An 18952-nucleotide genomic window follows, 5' to 3' on the forward strand; every position below is an offset into this window, starting at 1 on the left:
GGATCGCCCTGCAGGCCGATGCGCTCCGGGGACGTTCGGACTATCCCGGCAGAAACAGCGCGGCCTCGGCTTTGGCGCGGCCAGTGGTGTACGTCAGTAGATCGCCGAGCCTCGGCTCCAGGTACGGCGAAACGACGGCGGCGAAGCGTTCGTAGTTGCACATCCGCTGGGCGAGATCGGGTCTGTCGCGCCACGCGGTCGTCGGGTCACCGCCCTTGTCCCGAATCCGCGCACCCTTCTGCAGAACGGTGCCGAGAGTGAGGATCTGGTCGGCTGCGCTCACGAACAGGGTGCCAAGATGCGCATACAGCAGTTCGGGTCCGACCGGGCGGCCGTCGGTGTGCTCGTCGCGCAGCTCCCGCAGGATCCGCATGGTGTCTTCCCCGAAATGTCCTTCGAGTTCGTTGGTGAACTCGTCGAAGTCGCCTACGAGGCGTGCGGCGTCATGCAGGAGCGCCACGACGATCAGGTACGGCGGGAGCCGGTCAACGTGCTTACGCAACACGGACGCGAGCTGGATGACGTGACCGAGCGCGGGGCTGCCGTCGAGGTGGATGTCGATGGACCACGACTGCGCGAGGGCGAGCGCATCCCGTACCAGCGGTTCGTTGGGCAGGATTCCCGCGAACCGCGACTTCTCGCCTCGCTGGGGAGGCGTCGGGCGGGATCGCTTCCCGTGGCGTGGTGTCGGCGCCGGCATGGGTTCCTCCGTTCAGGTCCGCAGTTGAGGTGCGGTGACAGGCATCCCGGGGCATGAACGATGGTTGCCCGTCACCGCAGCGCGCACAGGCGCGCTCCTCCCCGCCGATCGGGCATCGAGCGAGGAAGTCTGAAAAGGGGTGCGGAAGACCGCTGACGAACCGTTCGTACGGGGCGAGTTACCGGAGGACCCCGTGTTGGTGGAGTCGTTGCACGCATGCGGATGCCTGCTGCGGGTTCATGCGTTTGCGGGCGGCGTCGGCAGGGTCTTCGTTCGCGGCGCCGTATTGCCACCACGCTTTGCCGGTGTGGCGGTCGGTGACCACGAAGCGGTCTTTGACGGCGGGTCCGCGAACGATGAGGGAGACGGTGTAGGGCTCGGCTTCCACGGAGTGGATCATGCTGTGGTGCAGGGTGTAGGTGTCGCCGGGCTCTTCGGTGCGGATCATCCGTGGTGTGAGGTCGGCGGGGTTGATGGTGTCGCCGAGGTGTTCGTCAGTGCCGTAGAGGGTGTGGGTGTAGCTGCCGGACAGGATGCGGCTGGCGTAGGTCCAGCGGTGGTTGTGGGGCCGGTCGAAATAGCCGGGCAGGAAGACGTGCAGGCATAGCCGCCATCCGCTGGGGTCGTCGTGCAGGACGATCTTGTCGAGGATGTCGTAGTGCTCGCACAGCGCCAGCAGGTGCGGGTCGTTCAGCGCGCGGTCGGTGAGGGTGGCCAGGGTCGCGCGGTCCTCGTCGAGGGCAGTGAGGAGCTTGTCGGTGGTGGCGGCGACGGCCGCGAGGTTGTGCCAGTCGACGGCGGTGACGTCCGCGAACAGGGCTTCGACCATCGGGTCCTCCGTTTCAGGTAGTGACGAACTCGGCGGGCAGGCGGTTCGGGACGCCAGCCGCCGGGCCAGCGCAGTAGCGGTGCCGATGCGGCATCCGGCCTCGACGGCCTGTGTGGGTGCGGCGCCGGTGAGGATGGCGTGGACGTAGCCGGCCGAGAACGCGGCGCCGGCGCCGTGGGTGTGTCCGACGACCGCGGCTGGTGCGGCGATGTGGTGCGTGCCGGTGGAGGTGCGGGCGACGGCGCCGAGCCGGCCGACGGTGACGATCGCCGTGTCGGTCCGCAGCCGCAGGTACAGCTCATTGGCCAGGCCGGGTGCCGCAGTGGCCTTGGCTTCGTCGAGGTTGGTTTGCACTGCGAGGATGTCGCCGCCTGCGCTCGCGGCGGCGATGTCGTCGGTGAGCGGGTCTCCGCCGAGGTTGAGCAGCAGCGGCACCTGCCCCGCCGCACGGATGGTTCGACGCGCCGCGGTGATGATGGCGCGGTAGCAGTCGATATAGACGCACCGGGCCTGGGTGAGCAGGTGCAGGTCGACCTGGAGCAGGTCGTCGGCGGCGTGGTGGAGTGAGGCGAACCAGGTGCGGGTGCCGTCGTCGCCGGCAATGACCGTGAGCTGCGGCGTGCGGCGCTCGGCCACCGCTGGAATCTCGTGGCGGATCCCGGCGATAGCGAGTTGGTCGAGGACACGCCGCCCGGCCGTGTCGGTCCCGACCGGGTTGGCGACAAGCCCGGTGCGCAGGCCGAGCCCAGCGCCGACGCTCGCGACGAGCGGCCCGTCACCGGCCATCGACCCGGCGGCCGCAACGATGACGGCGCCGCTGCCGACGGGCGGGTAGGCCGGCACGTGGTAGACCTGCGCGTCGGCGAGGTAGGAGAAGCAGACGAGGTCGAGCCGGTCGCTGCTCATGACGCTGGTTCCGGCCAGCCGAGTTCGGAGTACGTCTCACCCTTCGGGTAGAGGTCGAGCGCGTGGCGGGCATACGGGATCGTCGGTGTCGGCAGCGCGGCGAGCGGGAACCAGGCCAGGTCGGCGCATTTGTGCGGCTCGGCGTTGACCGGCTCGCCGGACCAGCGGCTGGTTTCGAAGAAGAACGCGAGCCGCGCCGAGTCGGTGTGGTGGTGCACCACGTGCACCAGCCGCAGATCGGCCGGGTCGACGGTGATGCCCAGCTCTTCGACGGCTTCGCGGGCGGTGGCGGCGGTGGCCGGTTCGCCGTCCTCGCCGTGGCCGGAGGGCAGGTGCCAGTGCCCGTCGGCCCAGCCGGTGCCTTTGCGTAGGCCGAGCAGGATCTCATCGCCTCGGCGCAGGATCAGGTGGACGTCGACCTGGGCACGCTGATTCGGCATTCGGTTCCTCATCTCAGGTTCGGGGTGCTGACGCTGCATTCAACGGCGCGCACGCTCACGCGGCCCCGGTGGGGACGTCGGCTTTCCACAGCCGGCACACCGGCACGATGTCCGGCTCGGCGGCGCACGACGCGGCACCCATGACCAGTTCCTCCGCGGGGCAGCCCCCGGCGCATCCGGTCGGGGCTTTGCAGCCGCCGCAACTGGACCGGGCGATGACGCGGGTGAACAGGTCGAACTCGTTGTCGCCCTTGTTGAGCACGACCTGGCCGTCGATCATGTTCGCGAAGTGCAGGTCGGTGTCGAACAGGTACGAGCACACGTACGCTCGCCCGTCCGGGAAGATGCTGATCCGGTCGAGGGTCCGCCCGATACAGCCGCGGTAGCCCTGGGCGGCGTAGTCGGCGATCCGCTCGCGGCGGGCGTAGGTCGGCTGGTACCACACTCGGGTGCGGTGCTGTGGCGCGACGCGTTCCAGCTCCTCGTAGAAGGCGATCCACTCGCCGGGTGGCATGGCGATGTCCTCGGCGGCGGTGCCGGCGCCGATGGTGCTGAACACGTGGAACTTCACCAGGCTCACGCCGAGGTCGTCGGCCAGGTTCAGCAGCCGCATCGCGTCGGGGGCGTTGCGCCGGTTGACGGTGCAGATGATCCGGGTGTCGAAACCGCGACTCGTCAGCTCACCGATGTTGCGCAGCGCCTCGGCGAAGGTGTCCGGTCCGCGGATGCTGTTGTGGCTGTCGGCGCAGCCGCCGTCGAGGCTGATCTGCACGTAGGCGAAGTCGCTCGGTTGCATCTGCCGGAATTTGCGGATCGCCGTTTCGAGGCCGTTGCTGGTCGTGATGACGTGCTCGAAGCCGAGCGCACCCGCATGAGGGATGATCTTCACGTAGTCGGGGTGCAGGGTCGGCTCGCCGCCGAGGATGGTCAGCTTCGACCCGCCCATCAACCGCCACGTCTCCAACGTCGCAGCGACCTGGTCGAACGGCATCTTCAACGCCCGGTCGAGCCGGTCGCCCATGTAGCAGTGTGTGCACCGCAACTGGCATCGCTCGGTGATGTACAGGTAGACGTTGCGGAACCGCCCGTACGGGATCTTCTCCACCCGCGCCGGCTCAGCGGTGTGCGCGCCGGCGGGCAGTCGGGCATGGCCGTACCGATCGCCTGCTGTGGGTCCCTGGCTGGGCATGGTGGGCGACAGCGTCGGCGTGGGCAACGGGACAGCGACCATCGCACGGCCTCCTATCGGATGGACGAGGGAACCGCGGCGGTGCGGATTCCGGGGATCGATGCGATCTCGCTGCGCACCGCTGATGCCACTGCTGCGCGGTCGGCGGAGGCGTGGATGCGCCGGTACGGCATGTCGAGCTGGGTGGCGCAGGTGCGGATCGCGTCGAGGCGGTGCCGGTAACGTCCGAACCGGGCCGGGATCACGTCGAGACGGTCACTGCACCGGCGTGCCAGAGCACCGTCGCAGCGTCCACAGCGCTCGGGGGCATCGGGGTCGGCCGCGGCGGGCGCGTGCGGATCACCGGTCGGGTCCGGCTCGCAGGTCGGGCAGACCCGTCGGGCGCGGGCGCGGGTCATCACGACCTCCGGCGCGGCATCCAGCTCGACCACCATCAGCGGCGCACCCCGCAACCGGCCAATGTCGTGCAGCAGATGCAGCTGCACGGCGTTGCCGGGAAAGCTTTCCAGCACGATCACGCCCTCGGCGGGGAACCGCCCGTAAAGGAACGCCGCGCGCAGCAACGCATCCACCGTGCCGTCCGGGAACCAGCCCAACGGATCCGTCGTGGCGAACAACTCCGCCGCCAACAGCCCCGCGATGCGGGACTGCTGGGCGAACTCCCGCAGCCGGAACGTCGTCGCGCCGACCTCCTCGGCGAGTGCGGCAGCCACCGTGCTTTTGCCGACCGCTGGCGGACCGATCAGGGCGACAAACGCGGTCGGCAGCTCGCCGAACAGCCGCGGGCGTGGTAGTAAAGGCCGCGCGGCCGGCGTGCCGGTCAAGGACTGGTGGTCGCCTACTGGTGATCGCATCTCGGTCTCCTATGCGGTGTGCCGGGGCGGGGTGCCCGCCGGACTTGGCCGGTCACAACGGCGGGCACCCCTGGGGTGGTGGCTATGCGGCCAGGCCGTGCCAACTCCGGGTCGCCGCCGTCGCGGTCGACGGTGGAGCCGGTGCGGCGCCGGGTGCGGCCGGGGGGACCTTGCCGGTGCGCATCACGTCGAACATCCAGGTGCGGTAGTAGGTCGTGTCGGTGAAGATCGCCGGGCCGGTGCCGCAGCCGTCGTCGGTCGTGCCCCGTGACGCGCCGCCGATGAGCTGCCAGCGGCCCTGGGTGCGCTGCATGACGGGGCCGCCGCTGTCGCCGTAGCAGATGCCGTCGGTGCCGTGGACGTTGTTGACGCAGATCTCGCCCTCGCTGATCCCGCCGGCCGTGCACCGGCCGTCCGGCACGAGCCGGGTGTCGAGTTCCTGCAGCATCGTGGGCAGGTCGCCGTCGCCGGCCGGCTCGGTGGTGCCGAACCCGAGGACCCGGGCCACTGCCCGGCCGCGCTGGAGCCGGGTGGCGATCTCGATCTGTTGGAGCTGCACGTAGCGGTCAAGGCGGATCATGGCGATGTCGGCGACCCGGTTGGTGCCGGTTGCCCAGTCCCATTCCGCGTGCGGCAGCACCGCCGTCACGCCGACGTACTCCCCGGCGGTGGTGCGGTCGTGCGAGCCGATGCGCAGGTGGATCATCTGCGGCGGCATGACCGCGCCGCTGGGTGCGGTGACGCAGTGGGCGTTGGTGACCGCCCACTGCCGCGACACGAGGGTGGCGCCGCAGATGTGCTGGTGCGGGTTGTCCGGGGTGGCGATCTGGAGGGATGCCATCGCCGGGTAGGGCTCAGTGGCCACGTGTCCGCCGACGACGTCGACCGACACGTCCCCGTCGGGCGTGGCCGCGTATGCCGTACCCGACGTGGGCACGAACGCGGTGAGCGCGGCGGCGGTCGCGAGCGCGGAGAACGCCATCGTCCACCGCCAGGTGCTTGTGATGAACACTCGATTCCTTCCGGAAACGGGGTTGAGGGGAATGGGGTGGTGCCATCGGCCGAGGAATCGCCGGAGGCGGCCATCGCCCCGGCCGAAGATCAGGGGTTAGGCGACGGTGCGGTGACCGCCGGGTGGCATACCGCGCGGGCGAAGCGGCGTTCCGGAGGCTTTGATCAGCCGCCGGACCAGGCCGTAGTTGTGGCCGAGGCGTCTACCGGTCTGCCGGATCGACAGCGTCTTACCGTGGTAGAGATCGAGGCACGCGCGGGTCAACGCGGCGCGTTCGGCGCCGACGATGAGGTACCCGTGCTCCGGCGCAGGCATCTACACCGCCGCCAGCGGCTCAGGATCACGCCACATCGGAAACATGACCGGACCGCGATCGGGCAACGTCAGCCGCGGCCCGTGGTCCCGAAAGCCGTACCGCAGATACAGCTCCCGGGAGCGCGTGTCGGACGCCTCCAGATAGGCCGGCATTTCGTCCTCGTCGAGCTGGCGCAGGTGGTGTTCGAGCAGGGCCGAGCCGACCCCGCCGCCGCGCACGCTCACCTCGACCGCGAGGAACGCCAGGTGGTGATGCGGCTCGTCCGGGTGGTGCTTGGCGAACGCCTCATCCAGCGCCCGGAACCGGTCCACGTGCGGGCCGCAGATCACCTTCAGGCGCTCGTCGTAGTCCTCGATCGGCGGGAGCGGCTGATCGCGGTACATCCACACCGATGCGCCACGGCCGGCGAGCGCTGTCGACACCTCGCCGTAGGTGAAGGCTTGCTCGACGAACATCCGGAACTGCGCCGTCAGCGTCGCCTCGCGCAACTCCTCGTCGTTGGGCACCAGCCACTCGGCCACCTCCAGGCCGCAGAACGCCTTGGCGATCCTGCGTGCGACCGTGCCGGCCGCCGCCGGTTGAGCCGGCGTGATCGTGTACGAGGTCATCTACGCCACCAGCCGATGCGAAGCGACCGCAGACCCGGCCGAGTGAAGCGTGGCCTTCGCGCCGGCGCCGATGCGTTCGTAGACCTCGGGCCGCCAGACCTTGAACGCGAGCCCGACGACGATGCCGAACACCGCGAGGCCGCCGTACGCGACGGCCGGTGTCCACCGCAGCGGCCCCGACACATCGAGCAGAACGTCCAGGTTCGTGATCGCGCACGCCGACACGACCAGCAGCGCGGCGCAGGACAGCACCGGCGCGAACAACCACTGCCACACGTTCTCCTCGTCCCGCTCGCGGAGGAAGAATGAGATGACCGCGAGCGACGTGGCCGTGATGAGCAGCAGGACGCCGACGCCGCCGCTGGTGCCGCACCAGAAGAAGAGCTGCACCAGCGGATCCCAGCCCATCGCGGCGTAGGTAATGATCACCGCCAGGCCGAGGACGCTCTGTGCGATCGAGCCGGAGATCGGCGCGTTGGTCTTCTGCCACACCTTCCCGAACAGCTTGGGCAGGACGCCTTCGCGGCCGAGGGCGTAGATGTAGCGGCCGGTCGTGTTGTGGAAGGAGATCATCGCCGCGAGGACCGAGGTCAGGAACAGCACCGACCCGATCGCCGCCACCGTCCCGCCCAGGTGCGTAGCCGCCAGTTCGAAGATAAGACCGACTTCTTTGTCCGTCGCGGCCTGGACGACGTTGGCCGGGCCGACAACGACGGTGATCGCCCACGACGACACCGCATACAGGCCCGACAGGATCCCGAGCGTCAGGTACGTCGCCACCGGCACCGTGCGCTTCGGGTCCCGGGACTCCTCGGAGTAGACCACCGCCGACTCGAACCCAACGAAGCCCAACATCGCCAACACGAGCATCGCCCCGACACCGGGGTCCGCCATCGCCGCAGGGTTCAACGCCGCAAACGACATCACGCGGTCGAACGGGTGCAGCAGGTTCGCAACGTCGAACACACAGATGACCGCGATCTCGGCCACCAGCAGCCCGGCCAGGATCTTGCCGTTGAGATCCACTTGCAGGATGCCGAGGACGGCGACGAGCGCCCACGACAGGAACGCGACGAGGTACCACGGAACGGGAACGTCAGTGACGAGCAGGATGACCGGTGCGGCTGCCGCACCGACCGCCCCGTACAGGCCGACCTGAAGCGCGTTGTAGGACAGCAGCGCCACCCACGCCGCACCAACCCCGGCAGGGCGGCCGAGACCACGGGCGATGTAGGCGTAGAAGGCCCCTGTGTGCTCGATCCGGCGGGCCATCGCCACGTAGCCGACCGAGAACAGGGCCAGCACCACGCCGATGACCAGGAACGCCACCGACAGCGCGATGATGCCGGTCACCGCCCACCCGGTCGTAACGACCCCGGCCACGACGGTGAACGGCGCCGCCGCTGACATCACGAAGAACACCACCGCCCACACGCCGAGCCGGTTACGGGCGAGCGTCTGCGCCACCACATCAGGGCGTGCCGCCGCCACGGCAATCGAGGACATAAGGGACTCCAAAGTGCAGTCGAGGGGAAGAGAATTACGAGAAGGCGGTTAGTGCGAGACGCCCACGCGCCCGTGGACTGCGCGGTCGACGGCGTCGTACAACTCCGCCAGATCGGTCGGAAGCGCACCGCGGGTGCGGTCGAGGTGGGCGCGGGCGGCGGGGCGCCAGTCCGGATTCCAGAACACGTGCCCCGCCAGGCCCAACAGGTCCACCAGGCAGGCCAGCATCGAGTCCGGGAACGACAGCACCACAGCGCCGTCGGCCGGCGGGGGTCGCGATAGCCGGTATGCCAACCGCAGTCCCGGCGCCAGCGCCTCCTCGCTGTCCGTCGGCAGCCATACCTTGCGAGTGGCAAGAAGCCGCCGATACGTGACCTCGCGGGCCAGCCCATGACGCTGCAACCGCTGACCGACATCAGCAACCGCGCTCGTGCCCAGGAACTCAAGCCACGTCGCCACATCCCGGTGCTGTGACTGACTCACCAACAGGTCCAACACCCGATGTGCCAACGAATCGGTCGGCGGGTACTCGTCCACGACCAACACCGCGCCGTGCGCCACCTTGACGTTGCCGAACAACACCAACTCGGCCAACAGCGCCCCAGCCAAACCAAACCCAAGCGCCCGCGGATGAACCCGAACACGACCCGATCGGTCCGGACACGCTACGAGGAACAGCTCATCAGCCAGCAGCACCGCGCGACCTCGCTAACGCGACGACTGTCGAGAGCGGGGTCAGCATTGGTCCCTCCTCACGTTGCGGCCGGTAACGGCCGGTGAGCTACACCATTCGCTGCGTCGATTGACGGGACCATGCCGTTAGCGCGCCGTTGGGCTGCCGCCTGCCTGCCCCTTATTCAGTCGCCGAGCCGTCAGGCATACGGTGATTGCGCCGTCCAAGAGGAGACGTGATGCTGAAGCAGCCAGAGTCGGGCACGGTGCTTGAGCGGGAGATGCAGCGCCGGCATTGGAGCCGCGAGGAAACCTTGGTCCAGCTCGCGCGCAAGGCACGGGAAATGCGGGTTCGCGACTACGGGTTGAGCCTGCGACAGCTTGACCGGTGGCTCTCCGGCGAGGTGCACGTGCCGCGCGGCCCAGCGTGTCGGGTGGCGGAGCGGCTCTTCGGTCATCCAATCGCGATACTGCTGAGTCAGGCGGTTCCATCCAAGCCGGCACCGGCACCGACCCCTGTACCAACGCCGGCCGTCGACGACGGGCCGCTGACCCGCCGCGCCGCCTTGAAGGCCCGTCAGCATTCCGGAGTCGCCGCGTCCAGCGTGGTCGACCCGGTCAGCATCGAGGCGCTGCATCTACAGGTACGTCGTTTGGCGCGTGAGTACGCGACCACGCGGCCGGTTGAGCTGCTCCACGACCTGGTGGAGGTACGAGACGGGGCGTATCGGCTGTTGGCGGTGACTCGCCGGCCAAGCGATCTGGCCGAGCTGTACATGATTGCCGGGCAGGTGTGCGGGCTGGCGGCTACGACTGCCTGGGACCTCGGTGACGCCGACGCCGCCGACGAACTGGCCGCCGCAGCATGGACCTATGCGCAACTGTGCGATCACGGCACCCTCCGGGCCTGGGTACGCAGCGTGCAGGCGACCATCGCTTTTTGGTCCGGCCGGCCAACGGAGGGTCTACGGTTTGCCGAGAACGGCTTGCGTTTCGCCACGGGATCGGCGGCGGTGCGGCTGCACGCAATCACCGCTCGGGCCTGGACTTTGTTGCCGGGCGGCGCGGATCGGGCTGTGGTCGCGCTCCGGCTAGCCGTCGACGCGCGTGAGCGCGACGCCGGGGTCGATGAAATGGCGGACAGTGTCGGCGGGGAGTTCGGCTTCTCGGCTGCGCGGCTGGCGTTGTGCGCCGGAGCGGTTTACCTGGGAATCGGCGACGGCGCCCAGGCAGCGCGCTACTCCGGCGAGGCGCTGCACCTGTACCAGCAGACGCCGGCGATGCAGCGACGCTGGGCGGTCCACCACGGCGCACTGATCGACCTGGCCACCGCCCGCGCTCAACAGGGCGACCTCGATGGCGCCGCCGCAGCGCTCGGTCCGGCGTTGCAATTGGACCCTGCGCGCCGCACTGCCCGGTTGACTGGGCGGCTGAAAGCGCTACGTCGGGTAGTTGCCGCACCGCCGTTTCGGCAGGTGCGGGTCGGTCGGGAGCTGACCGAGGCTGTTGATGACTGGACCGCTGGCGCGCTGATTAGCGCGCCGCTTGCCGCGCTTCCCAGCGGTCCAACAGTTGCCGCTCCCAATCCGAGTCCAGGCCATGGAGTGCCTGTCGATCCGTCGTGACCGGCTGTCCACCGGAGGCCAGCCACGCCCAGGTGTCGGTGACGGTTTCGGCGAGCGGCCGGCAGGTGAGTCCGGCGCGCTGCGCCCGGGTGGTGTCGATGGCCCATGTGCCGGGCGCGGTGCGCCACATCGGCAGTTCCACCCATTGCCGCACGCCCTGCGCAGCAAGCCACTGGCCGTCGACCCATTCCACTGGCGCTGTTGTCCCGGTTGCCGTCAGGCAGGCGTCGAGAAGGTCGCCCCACGTGTCACGGTCGGCCGGACCTGCGACGTTGTAGACCCCGTACGCCTCTCGCTCGACGAGGCGGAGCACGAAGTCAGCAAGGTCGCGCACATCTACCGGGCGCAAGAAGTCATCCGGGGATCCGGGTGCAAGGATCTTGCCACCAGAGGCAGAGCGGCGTAGCCACCAGGTCAGCCGGTTCCCATATTCGCCCGGCCCGAGGATTACCCCCGGTCGGACCACCACTAGCCGCTCCGGCGAATAGACCCGCGCAGCGGCTGCCTCGGCGCCGGACTTTAGCGGCCCGTACACACCCGTTCCCCATGTCCATTCGCCCGGATCGGCGTCAGGATCCGCGGGATGCAACGGGGAGCCTTCGTGCACAGGTTCGCGCGGCCAGTCCCGATAGACGCTGACCGTCGAAACCAGCACGTACCGCTCGGCCGCATCGCGGAGTGCTGCTGCGGCGGCGCCGACGTGTCGCGGCACTACACCGTGCACATCGATGACCACGTCCCATGGTCCATGTTCGGCCAGCCGAGCCAGGTCGGCAGGATCAGTACGGTCGCCCGATACCCGCGTTACGATCCGCGAAGGCGGTGCCGACCGGCCACGATTGAAAACCGTGACCTGATGGTCGGCAGCTTCAGCAGTAACGACCACGGCACGGCCGACGAACCAGCCACCGCCCAGGATGAGCATCCGCATCTGTCGATTCTGGCCAGCTGCCACGTCTAGACGCTATCGCCACCGATGCGAGAGTGCTTCCGCGTTCTGGACTCGACGAGCCCGTACGATCCCGGCCGAACCCACCCAGACCGGTATCATTCTTGGACATGGGGTCGGCGCCGGCCTTGAATGCGAGGTCCGGCTGGACGACCGACGCCAGCCCAGGACAGTTTACGAGCTGGCGAAATCCGGTACCGCATTCGGATTGAGCGGTTCCGGGGCCGTCACCCGTGCGCCGCGTAACAATAGGCGGTGCTCCATCGGGCGGCGTTAGCACCGCGTGCGACACCTCCCGCGTCGCACGATAATCCGGCCTTATCGTGACGCCGAGATGGGCTACCTCGCGACCGACGAGGGTTTCGGGGCCATAAACCCACGATCAGTTCGCCCGCCTTGCATAACGGTCCTGCTATCCCCACAGCGCTTCCAGTCCGAGGCTCTTCAGGAGACCCGCGACGTCGACACGGAATTTCTTAGTTTCCACGCCGGGAAGCCGCACTTCTACTTCAGCGGTTTCCTCCGTATGAGGGCCGAGGCATGGCGTCAGATCCACCTCCGACCATGTTTCAGGCCTCGTCGGGAGCGTACAGATCCTGCCGTCGACGAGAATCGTCAAATTGACCTCTGCGCCAATACCCGTGGTGCGAAGGCGTAGGGCCGGCGGAGCACCGGTGACGTCGACCGTGAGAGTAACCGGCTCACCGGACGGCACATTGGCAAACCCCTTCGGACTCCGCGACGGCCTATGGACGTCGGACGCCGAGGACGTGGTGGGGGTTGGACCGGCAGTCGAGGCCCGCTGACCCGGAGTAGGAGATCTGGGTGTATTGGAATCCGCCGGCGCCGCCGACTGGGTGGCCTGACCTGACTCCGAAGTAGTTGAAGATTTTGATTCTTGCGGCCAGGCAATAGCTGCGATTAGCCCAGCCGTTAATAGAAAAAAGGCACAGAAGGCAACAAATACAATTGGTTTCTTGGCTGTATGCAGGCTTCGGCTCGTTTCCACGGTGGGGCAAACGACACAACAGCAACTCGGGCGAGTTTTAGTGACGTACATCACATTACGGATTTGGCGCACTTCGTAACCAATGCCCGTTTCGGGGGTTGCGTAGATCGAGAACGAAATCTGCGAGCATCCAGGAGGAGCGCGTGCGGCGCACAACGGCCACCATGAAGGTGCTGACCCTACTTGCGAAGGCCGGAGTCGAGGACAGGCTGTGGGGCCGTCGGATCTGCCAACTGACGAACCTCGGCCCCGGCTCGGTTTACCCGATCCTGGAACGGCTGGAACGCGAGGGTTTTGTGCGGGGCTACCGAGAGACGGAGGCGCCGTCTGGACGCCCGCGGAGAAGGTACTACGAACTCACGCGCGACGGGCGCTTGGAGTTGGCGGAAGCGCACGCGACATCTGTCCGCGCGACGAACGGCGCCCGCCGGTCCACTTCCTTCGGATGGGCACCGTGAATCAGAAGACACGAAAGCATGTCTATTGCGGAGCGCTCGTCGCGTGTTGCGCCGTGTGGGGATCCTCTGTTGGTAGTGCCTGTTCGTCGCATCCGGCGATTGCCGCCGTAAGTACCGGACTGGGCGCATTGGGCGGCATCCCTCTATCGCTGGTGGTCGACTCGGTGACCGACAGGATGGACGCGGGACAAGAAGCGTCGGTTGCCATCGTCGGCGAACTGGCCACATGGGCAGGACCGGGACGAGTCAACCTGTGTGAGGAGTGGCCGGCCGATATCAATGAAATTGCGGGCTTCGCACGATTTCGGTACATCCTGAGTTGCGCCCGCGCCGTTGCGGTGTTCCGGTTGGCGGATACCACAGGCTGGCTATGCCGATCTCTCCTCCCCGCCTTTCGGCGAGCAGCCAGGTCGGTCGTGTTCGCTTCCCTTCGCACCACCATCTGGAGTTTGACGAACACTAGGGCGCTTCTTACGCTTTCCGGCCTCGCAACGGCCATGTTCGCTTGGCGGTGTGTCGGCGCCGAAAGGCTGCCCGATCCGCTGTCGCTGGCGGCCTTAGTGGGGGTCTGGCAGAACGCATTCTCCGGTCTCGCGTTCATCGGATGCTTGTTGCAGGACAGGTGCAGCAAAGTGATGAAACGCGAAACCGAGGGAGTCGCGGACTAATGCCCGTCCGAAGGTGGATTGGTTGACGGCTGTCGCTGCTATGGGCCCAGAGATGCGGGGAGCACCGACAGGCAAACGGCGGCCCGCAGCGGTCGGGCGGGGATGCCGAGCTCGCGAAGACCCTGGTGACGCTGAGTACGTCCACCGGCCCGGCCCGCCCGGTTGCTGGCCAGACCTCCTCGCTGGGGACCAGCGTGGGGTCATGGCCGCATTCCCTCGCCTTCGGCCATCAGCGCTGGGGCCAGCTGCTCGTGAGCGCTCACCCGCTTCCAGCAGGCCGTTGAAGCCCAGCCAGGCGCGGATGTGCGATCCGCATCCAGCGGGTGACCTCGCCGTCCACATCGACCGCATCTTCACCCTCGGCCAGGTCCCCGAGGTCCTGGCCCACGTAGGCGAGAGACGCGCCCGCGGCAAAGCCCTCGTAACAGTAACCTGGCCGCCGTGCCCAAAGCACCCGGCTACTTCGGCAGCCGGAACTCAGATTCACCCGGCGGGACAGCGAACAGCAGGGCAACGGCGCGCCGAGCCTCGCCGTGCCGCAGTCCTGGGTCGCAACGAGCATCCGGGGATCTGCCGGCTGGTCGGACGCGATCTGCGTGCAGCCAATAGGGGTGCGCTGCCGAGCCTGCCCTGCCGCTCGGCACCGGGCACCGGGCACCGGGGCACCGAATGATGCCCCGTTACCCCCGAAAACCCACCGCAACGATCAACAATTGGTGACAGACCGCAGCAACCCTAAGGGCACGTATCCGCAGGTCAATGGCAAGGTTTGACAATCAATGACGAACTCAACATCGTCACTGACGGCAAGAAGAGGTCCCCGATGACAACCAGCGACAAGAGCTGATGAGGGTCGGGATCAGGAGGCCGTCGGTTCAGATTCAGCCCCGACCACCAGAGCATATGATCAGGGCCAGTCCTCCAGTCGGGGACGGGCCCTGCTTCGTTCGACCGGATCACTACGGCAGGAACGGGTCGCGTATGTGCTGGCACTGATGTGGCCAGCGGCTGAGCGTGGCGAAATTCGGCAGCATAGCGCCGCTGGACCGGGGGTTCACGATCGAACCGGTGCGGGGTGAGCCGGCCCCAGCACCTCTCGCCGTGTACGCCGGCGATGACCTCATAGCGACAGCGGCGTCCCAAGACCACGCTGACATCCGCGCAATCTTGGAAACCGGGCTGAACATCGTCGTCAAGATCGACGGTCAGGTGGCTCCACCCGCACTGTTGATCAGCCTGCCATTCGGAGACTCTGACGATTAGTCAGCATCCTTCGTCGCCGCACCCAACAGCCGGCCGTGCGCGGAACCGTGGCTGTCGTGCCCCCATGTGCAGTCGAAGGTGGGCAGCACACATTCTGGAGAGCGATGGATCCTTATGTAGCCAACCTTTCGCGTTCCCGGACTGCCCCGCCAGCCGCCCCCTCCTGGAGGGTCCGACCTAAGGAGCCATGAAGTCTCGAATGATTCGGGCCAGAATCTCGGGAGGAGCGCCCATTTCTCGCGCGATGCGCTGGCCGTCTCCAGATTTGCTGTAACTGCGCTGAGCGAACTTTTTCCAAATCAGAGTGAGTACCTCATCACCCGGAGCCAGCATGGTCCACTCGTCATCCCACGTAGCCCCGATCGTCCCGGAGTGCTCGTCCCACCGCTCGTTAATTCGGTGCGTAATTGACTCCTTGGTTGGAAGTCGGCCGACAATTTCGGCGGTGAATTCGCTTCTCCCAAGATCGCGTGACGCGAGCTCGGCCCGCAGCTCATTGTCCACGTGACGGTGGATCCCGAGATCAAAAGCTACGCGCTTCAGAATGACAGTCTGCTTAAGCTTGCTTGCCATCTCATATGCGCTGGTCCGGACGCTGGTCTCGCTTACCTCGGACTCGGTCAATCGAGTCAAGACACGCGCAATTGCTCCGAAATCGAAAAGCAGGTTTTCGATTTCGCGGCACGGAAGGACCGAGACGATCTTGGAACGTTCGAGTTTAGCAATTTGGGCATCCGAGAGTTCGTCTCGGTCTCGCAGAAAAAGAACCTTTCGTCCGCCAAGTGAGTCGGCATGGTCAAGCCACGTCGCAAGTATGTCAGCATGTGCGGCCGAACCGCCCCCTCCGCCGGCAATGACTGCAACCTTAGGATTTCGGATGACCTCCGGAAACCAGATGCTCACGATCTTCTCGTCAGTTACCCCCTCTAGGATCAAAATGCGTTCGGCCGAAAGATAGTCGCTACGCCGAACACCAAGGTCATGGAGCACCGCGACTCGATCGTCATCCACGGTTCGGACGTTTGACGACGGGCCGTCCCTGGTAACCGCAAGGACGGCCGCGCTGCTCCAATCGAGCATCACGGGCGAGTGGGTCGAAATGGCGAAGGTGCGACCGTCCGCCGACCAGTCCTGCAGCAGCGCCAAAAGGCCACGTTGCGCCAGAGGATTGAGTCCATTCTCAGGCTCCTCAAGCACGACCATCTGCATGTTGTCGGCGACTCCGGCTGTCAAGGCCATTAAGATCTGCTCGACGCCGGTACCTAGGTCTTTTATGTTGTGCTTGAATTCCGCCACATATTCATCAGCAAATGCAATTTCAAACCTGGTTTCTTCTGCGGGCAGCATGAGCATTCCAACGCCGGGAACGATTTCCTTCATGACGCGAACAACTTCGTCCCACTTTGCGGGCGCGTTGGACCTCAAGTGCAAGAGGACCTCTGCGAGATTGGAGCCATCAGGATTGAGTCGCTTGGCTGATGACCACGGTGTGTTGCGCGCAAGCGTCTGCCGAAATGGTCGAAAATGAAAGAAGCTGGACCGCCATTCATGCAGGATGTCCGACGCAGGCTTTAGTCTTTCGTTGTTGAAGCCGTTCTCAAGAACGGAATCGGCCGTTCCGGAAGACTCCAAGATCATTTCAAGGGGTGTTCCTGGGCCGTCAGATCCAGATAGTAGTGGCTTCCGGAAACCAAAGATTTTGTACATCGGCCCGTTGCGCTCAAGGCGCCCCAGTTCGATAGGATTGACCGAGGGCCAGTGCAGGAGAACCTTTGTCGCTTGAAGGTCCGAGTCGGATGCTTCGAATCTCCATTCGACCCAGCTCGCCGCGCCACGGTCAAGCCAAGCCTGAGCTTGCTCGTGAGGGCCAATGATTGCCGCCCTCTCCTGACTGTCGAGCAGGAACCGTGCGTTCACCTTGGGTGTCTCTTGTGTGCCGGCGAAGCGGACGGCGCCAGCGACATCCTGGCCCGCGATAACATCGAGAGCGGACAACAAGGCGCTCTTGCCCGCGTTATTCTGGCCGGTAACCAACAAGAGGCCGCTCTTAGGTACATTGAACGTAGCGTTCTTAAAAGCGCGAAAGTTGTTGATTCTAACCTGGACGAGGCGAGACATGAGTAGGTCTCCTAGACCATCGGCAAGCGCAGCGGAGTCATCTTAGGCCTGGTCGATCGGAGGGCGCCTCCACATTCCGGGCACGCATCGATGCACTACTCCCTATACCTGAGGGCAAACGGTATACGGCGACCTGCACCTGCCGTTGCAAGCGGCGACGCAACCCGAGCCTCACCAGTCTCCGAGTACGAAGCCGCAAAACCGCGTGCTCCAGCGCATCAAGCCGGTCGGGAGAGTCGCCCGACTCCGGCGTCCACTCGGTCCGCTGAGCCTCCAATCGCGGGAACGCCCCCGACGTGGGGACCCGCGGCGGTGCCTGCTCGAAGCGAGCCTCGACCGGCTCAGCCCGCAGACGCTTGAACTTTCTTCACCAGCACGACCCGTAGCGGTGGATCGACGGCCGGCAGCATCTCTTCCAAGACGTTCCGGACCCAGTTGTTCAACCCCTCGTACACCACCTCGTCCGCGTCGTAATCCGCGTACGCCGTCCACACGCGCCGCGCCGCTGCCACACCGGCGACCTTCGCCGAACGGTCCGCCAGGACATAGTCCTCGCCATCGACGCCGCGACCCGCAACGACGATCCCCGTCTCATCCGACGTCTCCGACACCGTGTCCGCCGGATCGACCGCCACCACCGTGCCCACCAACTCCGGCGCAGCCTCTACCCGGCCAGCTTCGATCTACTCCAGCCGCCACAGTGCGCCCTCGACGTCCCTCAACAACTCCGCGTCGAGCTCCTGCCGCCCGAGCCGTGTAACGGCGTACCGGTCCATCAGTTCCTCCTGGGCCGCCGGCGACAGGTTGGCCGCCTCATCCAGCGTCTTGCCCCTCGTCACCACCATCGGGAGCGCGATCGCTTGCGGGCGACGCCTGTTGACCTCGATGAGCAGCGACGTCTACGGCAGCTCGACGCCCAAGTTGTGGCGTCGTGGCTGCGCATCCGGAAGCGTCGCGGCCACGACAGTAGCGACCGACGTGGCGCAGACGTTTGTGGCGTCCCTGGCAGGGCACCGTCCTGCGCGGAACGCCCCGCGCACTGACAGCACCGATACGGCCGGCACGCCGTCCCCGTTTACCCCCCGAAAACCACTGCCAAGCGTTGACCATTGGCTACCTGCGATGGCCATCTCGCGCCGACGTTTGTGCAGCTGAAGAACGAAGCTGAGGATCAATGACAATCTAGAAGTCGTGCGGTTCGGTACGTGTGTCGTCGGCTCAAATCTGGATGCCTGACCAAGTGGAAGGCCGTTCAGGGCTACCCGAGGCAGAGGTCTAGACCGCTACAGGCAGCAGTCCGTTCGGCTCCCGGCGTTCGGTTTCGCACATAGCACGGTGGTTTCTCGCTGCGCACTCGGTTGGGCTGGCGTACGCGCGGTACTGGTGCACCTTGTCGGCAACGTGGATCAGTGTCCCTCAAACGTCGGTACCGTTCGGCCATGGATGACCTTGTCAGCCGAGCCAGAGCGGTAGCCCAACGGCATCTCGATGTGCCTGATCTGGTAGATCGGTGGGCCCATGTTCGTGCGGTCGCCGAGCGAGCGCGGTGCTCTGCGCAGCCTTCACTGACCAAGCGGACCACGAACTGGCGGTGGCCGCAGCGTGGTTACACGATATTGGTTACGCAGGGGAGTTGGTGGCGACCGGGTTTCACCCGCTCGATGGAGCGCGTTACCTTCAGCGCGTCGGCTTCCCGGCTCGGCTTGTCGCGCTGGTTGCGCATCATTCCGGTGCGCGGTTCGAGGCCGCGGAGAGAGGTCTCGTGGCTGATCTTGAGGTGTTTCCGCTCGAGGACGGTCCGGTGATGGATGTCCTGGTTGCTGCTGACCT

17 protein-coding genes and 1 pseudogene are annotated in these 18952 nt (G+C 66.4%); 4 read left to right on the forward strand and 14 right to left on the reverse strand.

Annotated elements, in window-relative coordinates; translation table 11 throughout:
* Positions 1 to 40: 40 nt before the first annotated feature.
* The 10 genes from Val02_RS33275 to Val02_RS33320 form a co-directional block, all read right to left on the reverse strand.
* Entirely contained in the window at positions 41 to 700 is a 660-nt protein-coding gene (locus Val02_RS33275) for a hypothetical protein (protein ID WP_203903234.1), read from the reverse strand.
* Between the two features lie 178 nt (positions 701 to 878).
* Positions 879 to 2372, reverse strand: a complete 1494-nt coding sequence (locus tag Val02_RS33280) for a carbohydrate kinase family protein (protein WP_203903235.1) — start codon at positions 2370 to 2372, stop codon at positions 879 to 881.
* A 59-nt stretch (positions 2373 to 2431) separates the two neighbouring features.
* On the reverse strand, positions 2432 to 2875 hold the full coding sequence (locus Val02_RS33285) for an NUDIX hydrolase (RefSeq protein WP_203903236.1): 444 nt from the start codon (positions 2873 to 2875) through the stop codon (positions 2432 to 2434).
* Between the two features lie 55 nt (positions 2876 to 2930).
* Entirely contained in the window at positions 2931 to 4106 is a 1176-nt protein-coding gene (locus tag Val02_RS33290; RefSeq protein WP_203903237.1) for a radical SAM/SPASM domain-containing protein, read from the reverse strand.
* 11 nt (positions 4107 to 4117) lie between these two features.
* Positions 4118 to 4918: a nucleoside/nucleotide kinase family protein gene (locus tag Val02_RS33295; RefSeq protein ID WP_203903238.1), complete on the reverse strand. Its 801-nt coding sequence runs from the start codon at positions 4916 to 4918 to the stop codon at positions 4118 to 4120.
* 82 nt (positions 4919 to 5000) lie between these two features.
* Positions 5001 to 5930 carry a S1 family peptidase gene (locus tag Val02_RS33300; protein ID WP_203903239.1) on the reverse strand — a complete coding sequence of 310 codons (930 nt, stop codon included), beginning with the start codon at positions 5928 to 5930 and terminating at the stop codon, positions 5001 to 5003.
* Between the two features lie 96 nt (positions 5931 to 6026).
* Positions 6027 to 6245, reverse strand: a complete 219-nt coding sequence (locus Val02_RS33305) for a helix-turn-helix domain-containing protein (RefSeq protein WP_203903240.1) — start codon at positions 6243 to 6245, stop codon at positions 6027 to 6029.
* Positions 6246 to 6854: a GNAT family N-acetyltransferase gene (locus Val02_RS33310; RefSeq protein ID WP_203903241.1), complete on the reverse strand. Its 609-nt coding sequence runs from the start codon at positions 6852 to 6854 to the stop codon at positions 6246 to 6248. It lies immediately after the preceding gene.
* Positions 6855 to 8360, reverse strand: a complete 1506-nt coding sequence (locus Val02_RS33315; protein ID WP_203903242.1) for an APC family permease — start codon at positions 8358 to 8360, stop codon at positions 6855 to 6857.
* Between the two features lie 48 nt (positions 8361 to 8408).
* Positions 8409 to 9056, reverse strand: a complete 648-nt coding sequence (locus Val02_RS33320) for a GOLPH3/VPS74 family protein (protein ID WP_203903243.1) — start codon at positions 9054 to 9056, stop codon at positions 8409 to 8411.
* 215 nt (positions 9057 to 9271) lie between these two features.
* Between Val02_RS33320 and Val02_RS33325 the strand changes: the two genes are divergently transcribed.
* The gene (locus Val02_RS33325; protein ID WP_203903244.1) at positions 9272 to 10657 is read left to right on the forward strand and encodes an NsdA family TPR-like regulatory protein; all 1386 of its coding nucleotides are present in this window, start codon (positions 9272 to 9274) and stop codon (positions 10655 to 10657) included.
* On the opposite strand, the gene Val02_RS33330 is transcribed toward Val02_RS33325, so the two are convergent.
* Entirely contained in the window at positions 10566 to 11588 is a 1023-nt protein-coding gene (locus Val02_RS33330) for an NAD-dependent epimerase/dehydratase family protein (protein WP_203903245.1), read from the reverse strand. The genes Val02_RS33325 and Val02_RS33330 overlap by 92 nt on opposite strands.
* A gap of 1191 nt (positions 11589 to 12779) precedes the next feature.
* Here Val02_RS33330 and Val02_RS48740 point away from each other — a divergent pair.
* Positions 12780 to 13073 (forward strand): PadR family transcriptional regulator, encoded by a 294-nt coding sequence (locus tag Val02_RS48740; protein WP_203903246.1) that lies wholly within the window; start codon positions 12780 to 12782, stop codon positions 13071 to 13073.
* Positions 13070 to 13741 (forward strand): hypothetical protein, encoded by a 672-nt coding sequence (locus Val02_RS33340; protein WP_203903247.1) that lies wholly within the window; start codon positions 13070 to 13072, stop codon positions 13739 to 13741. The genes Val02_RS48740 and Val02_RS33340 overlap by 4 nt, the downstream gene beginning before the upstream one ends.
* 1440 nt (positions 13742 to 15181) lie before the next feature.
* Here the strand turns inward: Val02_RS33340 and Val02_RS33345 are convergent.
* The 3 genes from Val02_RS33345 to Val02_RS33355 all read right to left on the reverse strand — a co-directional run bounded on the left by Val02_RS33345 (position 15182) and on the right by Val02_RS33355 (position 17967).
* Positions 15182 to 17122, reverse strand: coding sequence for an AAA family ATPase (locus Val02_RS33345; RefSeq protein WP_203903248.1), 1941 nt, complete (start codon positions 17120 to 17122; stop codon positions 15182 to 15184).
* A 341-nt stretch (positions 17123 to 17463) separates the two neighbouring features.
* Entirely contained in the window at positions 17464 to 17769 is a 306-nt protein-coding gene (locus Val02_RS33350; RefSeq protein WP_203903249.1) for a hypothetical protein, read from the reverse strand.
* A gap of 36 nt (positions 17770 to 17805) precedes the next feature.
* On the reverse strand, positions 17806 to 17967 hold the full coding sequence (locus tag Val02_RS33355; RefSeq protein ID WP_203903250.1) for a hypothetical protein: 162 nt from the start codon (positions 17965 to 17967) through the stop codon (positions 17806 to 17808).
* A 746-nt stretch (positions 17968 to 18713) separates the two neighbouring features.
* Between Val02_RS33355 and Val02_RS33360 the strand changes: the two are divergent.
* Positions 18714 to 18952, forward strand: a pseudogene (locus tag Val02_RS33360) (HD domain-containing protein); the annotation flags it as partial.

The organism is Virgisporangium aliadipatigenens (assembly GCF_016863615.1).
Lineage (GTDB): Bacteria > Actinomycetota > Actinomycetes > Mycobacteriales > Micromonosporaceae > Virgisporangium > Virgisporangium aliadipatigenens.

Coding starts and splice junctions, on each gene's coding strand:
- Val02_RS33315 (WP_203903242.1), bottom strand. CDS start 8,360: ATGTCCTCGATTGCCGTGGCGGCGGCACGCCCTGATGTGGTGGCGCAG.
- Val02_RS33285 (WP_203903236.1), bottom strand. CDS start 2,875: ATGCCGAATCAGCGTGCCCAGGTCGACGTCCACCTGATCCTGCGCCGA.
- Val02_RS33275 (WP_203903234.1), bottom strand. CDS start 700: ATGCCGGCGCCGACACCACGCCACGGGAAGCGATCCCGCCCGACGCCT.
- Val02_RS33355 (WP_203903250.1), bottom strand. CDS start 17,967: ATGGTGGTGACGAGGGGCAAGACGCTGGATGAGGCGGCCAACCTGTCG.
- Val02_RS33305 (WP_203903240.1), bottom strand. CDS start 6,245: ATGCCTGCGCCGGAGCACGGGTACCTCATCGTCGGCGCCGAACGCGCC.
- Val02_RS33310 (WP_203903241.1), bottom strand. CDS start 6,854: ATGACCTCGTACACGATCACGCCGGCTCAACCGGCGGCGGCCGGCACG.
- Val02_RS33290 (WP_203903237.1), bottom strand. CDS start 4,106: ATGGTCGCTGTCCCGTTGCCCACGCCGACGCTGTCGCCCACCATGCCC.
- Val02_RS33325 (WP_203903244.1), top strand. CDS start 9,272: ATGCTGAAGCAGCCAGAGTCGGGCACGGTGCTTGAGCGGGAGATGCAG.
- Val02_RS48740 (WP_203903246.1), top strand. CDS start 12,780: ATGAAGGTGCTGACCCTACTTGCGAAGGCCGGAGTCGAGGACAGGCTG.
- Val02_RS33295 (WP_203903238.1), bottom strand. CDS start 4,918: ATGCGATCACCAGTAGGCGACCACCAGTCCTTGACCGGCACGCCGGCC.
- Val02_RS33345 (WP_203903248.1), bottom strand. CDS start 17,122: ATGTCTCGCCTCGTCCAGGTTAGAATCAACAACTTTCGCGCTTTTAAG.
- Val02_RS33330 (WP_203903245.1), bottom strand. CDS start 11,588: ATGCGGATGCTCATCCTGGGCGGTGGCTGGTTCGTCGGCCGTGCCGTG.